The 13,881-nt window shown below is 33.5% G+C and carries 13 protein-coding genes; 3 read left to right on the forward strand and 10 right to left on the reverse strand.

From position 1 onward, the window contains the following. Positions 1–5 precede the first annotated feature (5 nt). The 8 genes from BLQ19_RS11180 to BLQ19_RS11215 form a co-directional block, all read right to left on the reverse strand. On the reverse strand, positions 6–419 hold the full coding sequence (locus tag BLQ19_RS11180; RefSeq protein WP_139150243.1) for a hypothetical protein: 414 nt from the start codon (positions 417–419) through the stop codon (positions 6–8). 299 nt (positions 420–718) lie between these two features. Further along, positions 719–1,249, reverse strand: coding sequence for a hypothetical protein (locus BLQ19_RS11185; protein ID WP_074538396.1), 531 nt, complete (start codon positions 1,247–1,249; stop codon positions 719–721). A 197-nt stretch (positions 1,250–1,446) separates the two neighbouring features. Then, positions 1,447–2,133 (reverse strand): hypothetical protein, encoded by a 687-nt coding sequence (locus BLQ19_RS11190; protein ID WP_074538397.1) that lies wholly within the window; start codon positions 2,131–2,133, stop codon positions 1,447–1,449. 263 nt (positions 2,134–2,396) lie between these two features. Beyond that, on the reverse strand, positions 2,397–3,221 hold the full coding sequence (locus BLQ19_RS11195) for a hypothetical protein (protein WP_074538398.1): 825 nt from the start codon (positions 3,219–3,221) through the stop codon (positions 2,397–2,399). A gap of 210 nt (positions 3,222–3,431) precedes the next feature. Continuing rightward, positions 3,432–3,983, reverse strand: a complete 552-nt coding sequence (locus BLQ19_RS11200; RefSeq protein ID WP_025616534.1) for a hypothetical protein — start codon at positions 3,981–3,983, stop codon at positions 3,432–3,434. A gap of 217 nt (positions 3,984–4,200) precedes the next feature. Then, on the reverse strand, positions 4,201–4,965 hold the full coding sequence (locus tag BLQ19_RS11205; protein ID WP_034668078.1) for a hypothetical protein: 765 nt from the start codon (positions 4,963–4,965) through the stop codon (positions 4,201–4,203). Positions 4,966–5,084: 119 nt separating this feature from the next. Beyond that, positions 5,085–5,543: a hypothetical protein gene (locus BLQ19_RS11210; protein WP_025616532.1), complete on the reverse strand. Its 459-nt coding sequence runs from the start codon at positions 5,541–5,543 to the stop codon at positions 5,085–5,087. A gap of 308 nt (positions 5,544–5,851) precedes the next feature. Further along, positions 5,852–6,163 carry a hypothetical protein gene (locus BLQ19_RS11215; protein WP_074538399.1) on the reverse strand — a complete coding sequence of 104 codons (312 nt, stop codon included), beginning with the start codon at positions 6,161–6,163 and terminating at the stop codon, positions 5,852–5,854. A 520-nt stretch (positions 6,164–6,683) separates the two neighbouring features. Here BLQ19_RS11215 and dinB point away from each other — a divergent pair. The 3 genes from dinB (at position 6,684) to BLQ19_RS11230 (ending at position 11,505) form a co-directional block, all read left to right on the forward strand. Continuing rightward, entirely contained in the window at positions 6,684–7,901 is a 1,218-nt protein-coding gene (gene dinB, locus BLQ19_RS11220; RefSeq protein WP_074538579.1) for a DNA polymerase IV, read from the forward strand. A gap of 1 nt (position 7,902) precedes the next feature. After that, the gene (locus tag BLQ19_RS11225) at positions 7,903–10,890 is read left to right on the forward strand and encodes a DNA polymerase III subunit alpha (protein WP_074538400.1); all 2,988 of its coding nucleotides are present in this window, start codon (positions 7,903–7,905) and stop codon (positions 10,888–10,890) included. Positions 10,891–11,055: 165 nt separating this feature from the next. Next, positions 11,056–11,505: a ferritin-like domain-containing protein gene (locus BLQ19_RS11230; protein WP_024480755.1), complete on the forward strand. Its 450-nt coding sequence runs from the start codon at positions 11,056–11,058 to the stop codon at positions 11,503–11,505. 107 nt (positions 11,506–11,612) lie between these two features. On the opposite strand, the gene BLQ19_RS11235 is transcribed toward BLQ19_RS11230, so the two are convergent. Then, the gene (locus BLQ19_RS11235; protein ID WP_074538401.1) at positions 11,613–12,350 is read right to left on the reverse strand and encodes a DUF3891 family protein; all 738 of its coding nucleotides are present in this window, start codon (positions 12,348–12,350) and stop codon (positions 11,613–11,615) included. Positions 12,351–12,475: 125 nt separating this feature from the next. Beyond that, positions 12,476–13,870, reverse strand: a complete 1,395-nt coding sequence (locus BLQ19_RS11240; RefSeq protein WP_074538402.1) for an exonuclease domain-containing protein — start codon at positions 13,868–13,870, stop codon at positions 12,476–12,478. Positions 13,871–13,881 lie beyond the last annotated feature (11 nt).

Below are 13,881 nucleotides of genomic sequence, written 5' to 3' on the forward strand. Positions count from 1 at the left end.
TCTCGCTAAATTTGCTGTTTTTCATTGTGACAGTTTGAATTTAAAGTTAGTAAATTCGAATTATAAACTGTCCTATTTTTAGGGAAGCCTACATAACCATGAAAAAGAATAACAGTTCCTTTAGAATTATTAGTTTTAATGCTCCAACATTCAATTTCGAAATCTAATCCTATGTTAATAGTTTCATAATTTTGAGTTGGGAAGGTTTTATTTGTTGGTTTTGGATTATTTACCCCAAACAAAAGAGTATTAGTTTTTTCAAAAGCCGTAAGCTCTTTTGGTTTTTTAGTTTTTTGAATAGAGTTGCTATCAAAATGAGTAAACTTATAAGCGTGAAAAAAAGCTATACTATTCATCCCGATGAAAATTAGAATAAGTAAGTAGAGGCTTTTCTTTAATGTTGGTTTTATTTTTTTCAATTAATTAGATTTTTTTAAATGTAGCTAGCGTTATATATAGGTTTAATTTTAGAACAAAATGTTACAATAAAAGAAATAAAACTTGAGTCGGCTAGCAGCTCTAAAAATCTATTTTGCTTTCTTCATTTTTTAAGGTAGCTATATATTCCTATAAGTAAGAGAGTGAATGAGAGGCCCTGTTGAAATCAAAAGACAGAAAGAAAGCCAATAACATTTCATTCTAATTTTACAATTTTCAGAAGTTCAGACGATTTAAATGTTGCAATCAATACTAAAATCTATCACCATAACTTAATATTTTAGTCATAAAGCTTCAACTCATCTTTAGTTGGAGATAAATTATGGAAGCCTATAAGGTATGCACAACTTATAGCGTATTTTATTAAAATTGTATCTCCCTCTTTAAGAGTTCTAATATCACTCTTTTTTTTCAAAGCTAATGTTGCCGTAAATTTTTGAGGAACTGTTTCAAACTTCAAAAATGTAGTAAACTGTTGATAATTAATATTTTTTATAATAGCCTTAGTGGTCTTATTTTCTTCTCTTAGTAACAACTCTTCATACTTTTTATCATATAAATGAGGGACGATAAAGAACGAGCCAAAGAATACGGTACCAACAAATATATATACCAAATCTTTGTCCATCTTCAGTATTTTTCCAGTTATTAAACTTACCAAAACTATAATTAGTATTGGAACTAAACTGGTTCTTCTTGCTTTGTAAAATTCGCAATCAGTATAGGTAGTATACCCACTAGCCAATGCAATCAAAAATGAAACACAGCCTACAAAACCAATTATTATTGTAAGTTTCAGATATTTATTCATTTCTTATTTTTTGTATATAGGTCTCTCAATAATCTTAAGAGATGTAGAGCGAAAGCTGATCATTTTGATCTGAGTACATAGCAAAACCCAAAAGATCTTGCGGACATTATAAATATACACAAACGCTACGATTGTGCTTGCAGGCAGGAGCGCCAGAAACCCGAATTGTTGATAGGTTATATAACAACATGTATTTTTTAAGAAATACCAGTAACTTCAATTTTGACTATTTGCCATTTTCCATCGATTTTGCGTATAAAAAATATTCCGCTCCATCCACAAAGTCTACCACAACCAAATCCACTAATTAATATTCCATAACTTTTAGTTTGGTCAAATTGTATTCTCGAAAATCCAGTTATTCCGGATAAATAAAAATCATACTTTTCATCCCAAACTTTACTCGATGTAGGTAATTCAGAGCGATATTTTAATATTATTTTTTCATTATGTTTTAAATCCGAAATATTAATTTTATATGGTGTATCATTATTAATTGTATCCAATTTTATTGAGTATTCTTTATAAAAGTTAATGAACTTTTTTTTTGTTTGTTCATCTATTCTGTAAGTACTATCCACAATTGCAATAACTAATTTAGTCGTGTCCTTTTCTAATTCGACTCTTCGTTTTTCATATTCAGCAATTAATTTTGTTTCGTCCCATTCTAAATTTGTAGAATCCTTGTTCTTAATGTTTACAGGTGGAGGTGGAGGTGGAGGGAAATTTGGAGGAATTCTTCTGTCGTAATGAACAGAATCGAGCAGAGCTGGGAAGATTTCATAAGCTACAGACTTTTCAAATTCCAAATTTGATAGCTTTTTACTACAACTCGTTAAAAGTAGAATTATTGAAATTACGACAGGTAATTGTTTTGCGGTCATCTGTGTTGTATGGTATGGGCTATGGCAAGTAGGGAAGGTGCATTAGTACTACCGTTTCGGTTTATTATTTAGCGGACTTAGTTAATATTCGCAGACTTTTCGGTTTAGCATAAATGCCTTATGTTTTTTATATCCTGTTGGCAGTAGTTATTTATTAATAAATTGCAAATTGGCCTCTATTGCCAAACATAGAAAATCCGCGAGGATTTTCAGAAATAGGCAAGAACAAGCAATTACTAATAGCCATTGTTAGTACAAGTATTTTATAATTCATAACTCCACTTATTTGTTTTTAAATCGTAATAAACCCAGATATGTCTTAAATACGGAACATTAATTCCTGTTTTCTCGTGTTTTTTTATTTCCCATTTTTTTACGTTACCAATTAATTCAATCGCATCTTTTTCAAATTCCGTAATTGGTTTTCTATTGGCATCTTCAATTTTTGTTGTTATATTAAAGATAGTATCTTTCTTTCTAATTAACTCCCTTTGCCTTGATACCGATTTTAAATTGCCATTTGAATCAATCGATACATTCAATAGAGTTGTTTGATTTTTATATTCCTTTATTTTACCTTTTTCGAGAATAGAATTTATATCAGTTACATTTATACAGTAATTAAATCCACTCTCATATTCAAAAATATAATTCTGAATTTTAAATGAATTACCGTTATCTAACATTTTTTGTTCTCTCAAACTAATTGGTCTATAATCAATAACTTTTGAGTTAGAACACATTCCACTAAAAGTTAGATTTCCTTTGTATTTATAGGCATAGACTAACCAAGTTTGATTTTTAATTGCTCTCCAGTCGCAAGAAGTCCATTGTCCAGTATACTCTTCTTCTGCTGTGACATCAAATTCAAGTGTTTTAGGGGAATCACCTTTTTTATAATGTTTTGAAATCTCAAAGGAAACTTTATAAGTCAAGCTATCATTAGCGTAAACTTTTGAAATAATTTTTCCTTCAAAAACATATTCTGACGAATAAAATTCCAAAATCGGATTAATATCATCACAATCACACGCAAAAGTAAGTGCTGAAATCAGAATAGATAATATTGTCAGAATTCGTTTTTTCATACCCAATTAAAGTTATATTAATTATATGGCAAGTGGGGTAGAAAACAAGCGATTATCTTGGTTTAACCACAAGCCAATTTTTAATTTTGTTTTAATTTTTCTTGTCAAATGCAAAATTCCAAAGATTTTGCGAGCTCATTAATATACACAGACCTTTCAAATATGCCCTAAACTTCGCATTACGTTTAGGCTTTGTTGTAAAACGTTTTTTTATTTCCGAAGGTATTCAGGTACTTTTATAGGGTTATTAAAATCTTTAAATTCTTGTATGAATGAAATTATTTGAGTAATTAAAATCAGTCCAAGTATTATAGTTCCCAAAATTTTTATGACTAACCAAAATAGAGATGAATCGTGAATGCTTTTCTCTATTTGGCTTATTTCATATTTTATATTAAGTGAATTTTTTTTCGGATTATCCTTTAAATAATGAACAGTAAATATTCTATCTAAAGCTTGGTTATCTTTTGGTAAATATTCTGTTAGAGTATATTTGTTTTTGTAGATTTCATTATTTTCCTCAAAATTATATTTAATAATTAAATGTGAATGATTATGAATTTCATAATCATTATTTACGTTTGCAGTTTTATAAATACCTTCTGAATAGATATGTTTTAATTCAGGTAGTCTTAATCTTTCTGCAATCCTATGGTAAGATTCAGAAATTAATAAATGAAAAAAAAAGTATACAAATAGTATTGAACCAATTCTTCTTAATATTTGGATCATTCTAATTCCTGAATCAATATTTTTTGTCATTTCTGTAAATTATTTACAACGGCTCAGTGTATGAAACGTAGCGTGTAAAAAGACACTAACTTTTCGGATTTACACAGAGCCGAATTTTTATATTTTGTTTTTAATTTTCTCTATTTAAACGCCAAATTTTATATTTAGCGTACTTTGTTAATATTCACAGACCTTTCGGTTTAGCACAAACGCCCTGTGTTTTTTATTTATTGTTACTTGCTGTTTTTTATTCCTCCAAGTATTCAATGTATTTTATAAATAAATAATTTTTGTCCTTAATTATTTCTGAGAATCTATCAAATGCTGATTCTGTTGTTTTATACAATTTTGACAAGTCAATAATCAACTCTTTTACTTTATTTTCTCCCAATTTTTCATTTCTAATAAACCCTAAAAATGAAGCACCTATTCCAAAAAGTTCAAAATTGTATTTTTCAAATAAGTGTTTTGATAGAGCGTAATTTTCAAAAGGATTTAAGTCACTTTCAAAGTATCCATTCGGAAATCCGGAAATTCCTTCGTATGGTTTTTTTACAGGAACAATTTTGAGAATTATCTGTTCGTCTAAATATTCAAATGGCGACAGATTAATTTTTTCTAAAATTGAAATTTCGTCTTCATCAATTGTTAAATCTCTTTCACAAACAGATTTGAAGTCAATGTCTTTTGTTTGTTTCAGGAAATTTCCTATCCTAATGAAAAATTCAGATGGTGTTGAAAGGTAGCCTAAATGCTCATTATTCTCAAAACACGCTTTGTCAAGCCCTGATAAATCATATCCTTCTGTTTCATCAATGTCGTTTGAGTGAATTGAATGTCCACTTGTATATTCAGCTTGTCCTAAATCATCAAGAGTTAGGATTATTGTCTTGTCAGAATTATTATGTTTATATTTTTCATAAATTTCAATAAATTCATCGAAGGAATTTAGATTTTCAATTAAAAAACTGTCAAATAAAATTTCATTTGTTGTTAAAGGTTCTATTTTCATTGTGTTTGTTTGGTAATAGCTGGTAATGTTGCAGCTGTGGGCAGTGCAGAATCAAGTAAGCGATTACTTTCGATTAAACACTAATCGCCCAATTTGCTATATATAGTGTTGTGCTTTCGTTATTTCTCCATCAATCTCATCCACTTTTGTATTTCGATTGTTGCGGGGAACTCAGTGTCTATTGGCGATATAGTTTCTCCATTGTGTTTTTCAATATCTGCTATTAACTTATCAAGTTCAAGACGTTTATTTAGGTTCTTTTCGTAAATATCATAACCATAATCACTTTTTAGTTTTTCAAAGTCAGCTTTACGCATTTTAAATAAGTCTTTAAAATCTAAAACGGTTTTTAGTTTTCTAATATGAATGTTAATGTATTCAACAATATTGTCACTATCAGTCAAAATCAAGTCTTCTCCGCAATCACATTTTACAGAACCAACTTGGCCATATCTAGAACCAGTATGTTCGTACATTTCGCTTAAATAGTTCCTGCAAGAAAGACAAAACAAAGGGAATTTCTTAACATCTAATTGTACACCCCATTCATTTCCTCTTACTATTAATTCAAAAGTCATTATTTGATGCTATTATTCGTTTCAATTTTGTTTTATCTAATGAAGCACAACGCCAAAGCTAAGATTAGTGCGAAACCAAGGAAACTGTAAAGTTTCCGTCTAAGCACAAAGCCAAAGCTTTTTGTTTGCGTTTATTTTTTTGTTTTTAAAATGTCAAATCAAACAGATTTGACGACCTTATAAAATTATGCAAACCATTTGATTAAACCCAAACCTCCGCATTAATTTTAGGTTCTGTTACCAGCTTTTTTTATTTCCCACAATTCATCTGTAAACCTCTCAATAAGTGTTAAAGTTTGGCTTTTTTCCTATTGATTAGGTATTCCTAGTGAATCCAAGAATTTTCCATTCGTCATATTAGAAATTAAGTTGTTTACTGCGGAGGTTTGTCCTTTCTCAATATTGCTCAATAGCTTATTTACTAATTCAATAAAGGGGTTGTCATCTTCTTTAATAATTAATTCTATTTTTTCAGAAACCGTCAATTTTTGAACTTCATATTTTTTTGAGTCATTTATCAACGAATCTATTTTCCATTCAGGTTGAGTAGAAAGTTTAGACCTTATTGTTTTCCTGTATTCAAACAAGAAATTATTCGTCTTTACTTTTAATTCACTCATAATTTAGCTTCATTATATCTTTTATATAATATGTTGGAAAAGTTAAGTTTTATTTTAACAAAAATAAGAAGTGTTAGTCGCTAAGTTCTGCCTTAGTTAGAACAACAAGGCTATGAAGAAGGTTTATGATTGTAGAACAGCAACAATCAAGTAGATTAGAAAACCTGCTAAAATAGCAGCAAATTGAAATGAGCCCGATTTGGTTTTGCTTTCAATTATAAATTCTTTTATTTTTTTGAATATCATACTTTAAATATAGTAATTTATTTTGAGTATGGAAACCTAGATGCTTATTTATGAGATCTCTAAATAGGTAAATCCGTTAGGGAATGTATCTGTTTCTGGTACGCCTAAAGTACTCTTGTTTGGCTATTTTATGTCTATCGGTTATTGCGCTGCACGCACTCAACTTTAAATGTAGTACAAGTTGCCTTGTTAATAACAATAGTGTTAAACTTCCTCTTAGCATGTGAAAAATATTTAATTTTGGAAATATTCCATAATAATGGAATTTGTCCTAATGAAAACAGAATCGATACTACATTTAGATTTAGACACATTTTTTGTGTCTTGTGAGCGCTTAACCGACTCCAAACTACTTAAGCGACCCTTACTCGTTGGGGGTATTGGGGACCGTGGAGTAGTGGCTGCCTGTAGTTATGAAACCAGGAAATTTGGTGTGCATTCAGGAATGTCAATGAAATTAGCTAGGCAGTTGTGTCCTGAAGCAACGGTTATTAAAGGAGATTCTAGTACCTACACCAAACACTCCCAATTAGTAACAGAGATTATAAAAGAACGTGTGCCTGTTTTTGAAAAAGCGAGTATTGATGAGTTCTATGCAGATTTAACAGGAATGGATCAGTTTTTTGGCACCTATAAATTTGCTACAGAGTTAAGAAATACGATTATCAAAGAAACCGGATTGCCTATTTCATTTGGGTTATCCTCTAATAAAATAGTATCAAAAGTAGCTACGGGCGAAGCAAAACCCAACAATCAAATGCGGGTAGATACAGGTCTAGAAAAACAATTTTTGGCGCCTTTGTCTATTCAGAAAATACCATCAGTAGGTACAAAAACCTATCAGACACTTCGCAACTTAGGCATTACTAAAGTACATATTGTTCAAGAAATGCCTTTAGAAATGATGGTGAGTGCCTTAGGAAAACATGGGCAAACCATTTGGAGACGTGCCAATGGTATTGATAGGCCTCCGCTAATTCCTTTTCACGAGCGTAAATCTATTTCAACAGAGCGCACCTTTACAAAAGACACCACCAATATGGTACAATTACGGACCACAATTACTGCTATGGCTGAGAATTTGGCGTATCAATTACGTAGGGCAGACAAGTTAACCGCCTGTATTGCGGTGAGAGTACGGTATTCAGATTTTCAGACGTACTCCAAACAAATTAAAATACCCTATACGAGTGCAGATCATATTTTAATTCCTAAAATAGTTGAATTGTTTGAGCGCCTGTATGAGCGTCGCTTATTAATCCGCTTGGTAGGCGTGAAGTTTAGTGATATTGTTACGGGGAATTATCAGATTAATCTTTTTGATGATACCGAAGAGATGCTCAGTTTATACCATGCGATGGATCATATCCGGAAGAAATATGGAGAGAAAAGCATTATGCGCGCTACTTCTATGGGAGCAAAAACCATTGGTAGGTTTCACAACCCATTTAGCGGAGAACCTCCTATCGTATTAGCACACCGAAAACAATAATATGTACCTCAATTGTCATTCATACTATTCCTTACGATTTGGCACCTTTTCAGAAGTAGAACTTTTGAGGATGGGGCAGGCAAATCATATAGCTACGCTAGCTTTAACAGATATTAATAATACCTCTGCCTGTATGAATTTCGTTAGAAAATCTAAGGAATATGGTATTAAACCTATTATTGGAATCGATTTTAGAAATGGTGCAGAGCAGCTATATGTGGGTATCGCTAAAAATAATGAAGGGTTTAGAGAACTCAATGAGTTTATGTCTCTTCACTCCCATAAAAGTATCAAACTACCTGCCATAGCCCCAATATTTGAACATGCATATATTATTTATCCTTTTGAAAATGTGTTACAATTAGAGAAAGTAGATTTTGAAGCGCATGAATACATCGGTATTTCCGTAGAAAATTTAAGGCGATTACCTTTTTCAAAATACAAATCCTATACCGATAAATTAGTCATCCAACAGCCAGTTACTTTCCGCAATAAGCGCGATTTTAATGCACACCGTTTGCTACGTGCTATTGCCAACAACACTTTATTAAGTAAATTACAACAAACAGAAGAGGGGCGTTTGTCTGAGCAAATGCTCCCCAAAGACAAACTCTTAGAAGCCTTTCAAGAGTTTCCGCATTTGGTAGTGAATACCAAGACTTTAATGGCGCAATGCGAGGTAAACTTTGGATTCGGAGAAAGTAGAGTCTCTCAAAACCAACAGGTATTTGGCAGCTCAAAAGAAGAAGATTTTAACCTCTTGCAACAACTCTGTGAAGATGGCTTGCCTAAACGATATCCTACCCGTACCGATGCTGTGAGTAAGCGTCTGGTGGTGGAGTTGGAGACCATTAAGAAAATGGATTTTGTGTCTTACTTTCTAATCAATCATGATATTGTTAAGTATGCCAATTCTAAAGGCTATTTGCATGTGGGGCGGGGTAGTGGTGCCAATAGTATTGTCGCTTATATTATAGGAATTACAGATGTAGACCCTATAGAATTGGATTTGTATTTTGAACGCTTCATCAACCCATACCGAGTTTCTCCACCAGATTTTGATATCGATTTTAGTTGGAAAGATCGGGAAGATGTCACTGCCTATATCTTCCGTCGGTTTAAAAATACCGCTTTATTAGCCACCTATAATACTTTTAAATATAGAGCGGTTGTTCGGGAATTAGGAAAAGTATTCGGCCTTCCAAAAGAAGAAATAGACAAGCTCTGTAAAGGTCATTTTTCTAAGAATGATTTGGATGATATGGCAAAACTGGTCTTAAAATATAGTGCACTGATTAAAGACTTTCCCAATTATTTAAGTGTGCATTCCGCCGGAATTCTAATACTAGACCAGCCTATTCATTATTATTCCGCTACAGATTTGCCCCCCAAAGGATTTCCAACGGTACAGTTTGATATGATTATAGCGGAAGATGCGGGTATTTTTAAGTTTGATATTCTAGGACAACGTGGTTTAGCAAAAATTAAAGAGGCTATGGAGATTATCAAAGAGAATAGGCCTGATGTGCCTGAGATAGATATCACCCAAATAGAAACATTTAAAAACGATGCTAATATCAATAACTTATTAAGCAGAGGAAAAGCTATTGGCGCGTATTATGTAGAATCTCCTGCCATGCGTGGTTTAATGTGTAAGTTAAAAGTCAATGATTATTTAGGCTTGGTGGCTGCCAGTTCTGTTATTCGCCCTGGAGTATCTAGTTCTGGAATGAAAAATGAATACATCCGCAGACATCGGGAGCCAGAGCGCAGAAAAGAGGCCGACGCTATTCTAGCGCAAATTATGCCCGAAACCTATGGCATTATGGTCTATCAAGAAGATGTGTTAAAAGTTGCCAATCAGTTTGCGGGTTTAGATTTAGGAGAAGCAGATGTGTTACGCCGTGGCATGAGTGGTAAGTTTAGATCTAGAGCAGAGTTTACCCGCGTAGAAGAGAAGTTTAGGAGTAATTGTAAGGCAAAAGGCTATCCTGATGCATTAACTACGGAGGTATGGGACCAAATTGCCAGTTTTGCAGGCTATGCATTTGCTAAAGGGCATTCTGCGTCTTATGCTGTTGAGAGTTACCAGAGCATGTATTTAAAATGCTACTATCCTTTAGAATTTATGGTGGCGGTCCTAAATAATGGCGGGGGTTTTTACAGCACAGAACATTATATTCACGAAGCACGGATGTGGGGGGCTCAGATACATGCGCCTTGTATTAATCTAAGTGATCATCATAATACGATTAGGGGAGTCGCTATTTACTTAGGTTTTGGCTATTTAAAAAATCTAGAAAGTTTGGTGGTACAACGGTTTTTAACAGAACGGCAATTGTACGGTGCTTTCAAATCTTTTGATGATTTTATAGACCGTGTGGTAATAGGCATTGAGCAATTAGCGATCCTAATTAGAATAGGAGCTTTTAAATTTACAGGGCTTGCAAAGAATGAACTGCATTGGCAAGGCATCTTTAAAATTAATGCCCTCAAGAAACGCTCTGGGAATCCGTCGTTATTCAAACCAAAACACAAACAGTTTGAGCTTCCTAAATTAGAGCATAGTTGGGTAGAAGAAGCCTATGACCAAATAGAACTCTTGGGTTTTCCGTTGTATAGTTATTTTGATTTGATATCAGAAGAAATTTTAAGCGACGCTAAAGCTAAAGACATGCAGCATCACCAGCATAAAGAACTACTGCTTTACGGCATTCTCGTAAACACTCGTTTTAATACCACTAAGAACAATAAAAATATGCGTCTGAGTACTTTTGTAGATCAAGAAGGCGATTATTTTGATGTGGTACATTTTACCAATGTGGTAGATAAATACCCTATTCATGGTATGGGTGTGTATGCGTGCTATGGAAAAGTAACTGAAGAATTTGGACACTGTAGTATGGCTGCCATTTGGACCAAAAAACTGGCATTTAAACAAGATCCTAGAGCTTCTGACAAACCTACGTTTAAGAGTTTAAAGAAATAGACGCTTCAAAATGAATGGCCAAACATTCATCGTACAAGCACTACTGCCAACGCAATTCTTTTAAGTTAAAATCGCTTTTGATTGAAATAATTTATTGTTTCCACAGCGGGTATCTTTAGGTTATCAATAACGGTACTATAGAAAGTACCACTTAAATTAAAAATTATGAATTCAGATATAAAAGAGATCGAAACTAAAATCAATTCAATAATCCAGAAGAACGAAGATGCTATAATGGGCTATGAAAAAGCAGCCGAAAATGCAAAGGGAATTGGACTCCAAAGCTATTTTAGTAATAAAGCATTGGAACGAAAAAATTTCCTTATCAGTTTAAAATCTGCGGCACCTGCTCTTAATTTAAGAGAGGATATAGATGGTAGCGTTACTGGAGCTTTGCACCGCACTTGGATGGATATTAAAGCGGCATTTTCTAGTGACGATGATGAAGCTATGCTCGAAGAAGCCATTAGGGGAGACAAAGCTGCCATTGAAGAATATAATGAAGTATTATCAGATGTGCATTTACCCGTAGCCATCGCGACGCTTATTAGACAGCAAATAACATGGATTAGAGAAGATTTAGAAAAAATTAAATCTTTAGAAGATGTGATGTAATACAAGTCAGAAACAAAGAAAGCTCCTAAATTAGGAGCTTTTTTATGTTTTTTTTTAGTCCGATTATTATTCCTGAATCCTATTACGAATTACTTCAAGTGTACCAATTAATTTGAATTTTTAAATCTTATTTTCTGCAGTTTCACGGATGATGATTCCAAAACTTCTTTTAGTTCTTGGTTAGATTCAAAATTTACTTGATTCAGAATTTTATACTCAAAATCGACTTCAAAACTGTCATCTTCAAAAATCCAAGGAGACACTTGGAAGGTGTTATCTTCATTCCGGTTGATGCTGTAAGTCTTGTTGTTAATTGACGTGTTGATCTCCAATTTCCGTCCCGTTTCAGGAACCTCTTCTCCACAAATTATGAGTGACAGCCTATCACAAAAAAGTAGGATGCTATACAAATCATCTTCAATTTTTTTATTGATCCCATACAGTTTTCGCAGTGTTTTACTTTTTTCAGCGCTATCTGCCAAGAATTGTTTCATTTCTTGGTTGGAATCATTTCCATACAGAAATTGTAAATGCCGAGCGATTAGTAAAACAATCCACCCAGATTTTTGCTTAGATGCCGCATATAACTTTTTGGCGTGTTTAATAGCGTCTCTCTCGTAACCACCATCCATCATAAAATCTCTAGGCGTCCCTACGTTGGTCAAGTAATTGGTCGCATCAAAATCTACCATATGATCGTCATGATCGGTGATGGCTGTTAGCGTTTCTACCCAATGAGAATACCGCAATTCTTGTTTTAATTGATAGGCAAATTTACCCGCCAATAACGCGTGCGTGTAATGCGAAATAATTTTCCATCCATCGGTATGGTGCCTAACGATCATAAGGGCTAAGTTTAAAGATAATTGTATTTATTCAAATATAAAGTTCCAATTATCCTACCTCTTTTATTGCGCTAATTCGCTAAAAATTTAATGCATTCAATAATCTATAGGTAATTTCAATTAGTCTATTTTTCGGAGTCTAAAAGTTTAATTTTATACGGATTACGCTTTCGATACGCTGAAATAATTTTAGCAGAATGGTATGAGTGTTCTTTGGCATCAATGACATGCAATAAGTCAGAAATTCCTTGTATCAATTCATTTTTGTCTACAAACCCAAAGCCTTGGTACACTCCGTGTAGTACCAAAACGACACCTTGTTCTTGGCTGTTCCGGCCTTTTTCAAATATCACGAAATTTTCATTCTCATTGTTTAGATGATCTAGCGCCTGTGTTACACGGACATTGTATGCTTCAAGAGCTTCCTCTTCCCTACAGATGCCTTTACAACTACTAAAACTCACGGTGCTACATTTTGTTTTTACACTGTGCACACCGGTATAGCTAGGGCACAATTCAAATTTTTCAGTAAGCTGGGCAAGTCGTTCAATAGCTAAAGATCGTTTCAAGAAAATTTCTGTAGGGGTGTGTTGAAATGGTCTTCTCTCTACTTTTAATTGGAGAATTCCCTTCTTATTTCGGATGGGAACAATCAAGTAAGTAATATGTTTTTTCTTCTGAATATAGTTATAATAGGGGTCTAGCTTGGCTATTAAATCTGCTTCTCGCAACAGGGCTAGTAACTCACTTCCCATAGGCTCAAAATCAATAAAATAAGTAGCAGTACATAACAGCAATTCTTTTTCTGTTGTAGCCGTAAAGTGACTTAAAACTCTCTTTTTTATGTCTTTAGCTTTTCCTACATAGATAACTTCTTTATGCTCATTTTGAAATTTATAAATTCCCGGGGTCTTAGGCAATCGATCCAATTGTACCTCGGTGATGTGCTTGGGAATCCGGTATTTTAATTTTGGCTTATTAGGCTGAAGTAGTGCTGTTATTATTTCTTCGTTTTCATCTAAGGCTAATAACCTCTGAAAAAGTGCACTCGTAGCTTCATTAGACTCCGCTAAAGAAGCTGCTGCATCATACGGAATCCCTAAGACACTAGACAGATAAGGCAATTCATAGGATGTCATATTCGGAATCAATTTCTTAGAGAGTCTCACGGTACATATTTGAGGCATCTCAAAAGCATACCCGATATGCCGAAATTGCGTTTTCAAATGATACTGTAAAAATGAAACATTGTGCCCTACTAAAATACAGCCTTGAAGTTCTTTCAGAAGGGTATCGGCAACTTCTGAAAAACTTGGTGCATTTAACAATGTTACATCTGTTAGGCCTGTTGCCTCTTGGAGGTATAAGGGGATACGCTCTTCTGGATTAATCCTAGTAGAAAGTACACACGTCCAATCTCCACCAATAAATTTATGGATTACGATACCTACGGTTCTGAAATAGATAGGTTTGCGGCCATAATTAATCATAGAAATGACCGCATAATTTTTATTAGACATAAGCTAGGGCA

The sequence above is a fragment of the Cellulophaga baltica genome, from assembly GCF_900102165.1.
GTDB classification, from domain to species: domain Bacteria; phylum Bacteroidota; class Bacteroidia; order Flavobacteriales; family Flavobacteriaceae; genus Cellulophaga; species Cellulophaga baltica.

Bases quoted from the DNA above. Each gene is read 5' to 3' on its own strand.
- BLQ19_RS11195 (WP_074538398.1), bottom strand. From the start codon at position 3,221: ATGAAAAAACGAATTCTGACAATATTATCTATTCTGATTTCAGCACTT.
- BLQ19_RS11225 (WP_074538400.1), top strand. From the start codon at position 7,903: ATGTACCTCAATTGTCATTCATACTATTCCTTACGATTTGGCACCTTT.
- BLQ19_RS11190 (WP_074538397.1), bottom strand. From the start codon at position 2,133: ATGACCGCAAAACAATTACCTGTCGTAATTTCAATAATTCTACTTTTA.
- BLQ19_RS11230 (WP_024480755.1), top strand. From the start codon at position 11,056: ATGAATTCAGATATAAAAGAGATCGAAACTAAAATCAATTCAATAATC.
- BLQ19_RS11185 (WP_074538396.1), bottom strand. From the start codon at position 1,249: ATGAATAAATATCTGAAACTTACAATAATAATTGGTTTTGTAGGCTGT.
- BLQ19_RS11240 (WP_074538402.1), bottom strand. From the start codon at position 13,870: ATGTCTAATAAAAATTATGCGGTCATTTCTATGATTAATTATGGCCGC.
- BLQ19_RS11205 (WP_034668078.1), bottom strand. From the start codon at position 4,965: ATGAAAATAGAACCTTTAACAACAAATGAAATTTTATTTGACAGTTTT.
- BLQ19_RS11210 (WP_025616532.1), bottom strand. From the start codon at position 5,543: ATGACTTTTGAATTAATAGTAAGAGGAAATGAATGGGGTGTACAATTA.
- dinB (WP_074538579.1), top strand. From the start codon at position 6,684: ATGAAAACAGAATCGATACTACATTTAGATTTAGACACATTTTTTGTG.
- BLQ19_RS11235 (WP_074538401.1), bottom strand. From the start codon at position 12,350: ATGATCGTTAGGCACCATACCGATGGATGGAAAATTATTTCGCATTAC.
- BLQ19_RS11215 (WP_074538399.1), bottom strand. From the start codon at position 6,163: ATGAGTGAATTAAAAGTAAAGACGAATAATTTCTTGTTTGAATACAGG.
- BLQ19_RS11200 (WP_025616534.1), bottom strand. From the start codon at position 3,983: ATGACAAAAAATATTGATTCAGGAATTAGAATGATCCAAATATTAAGA.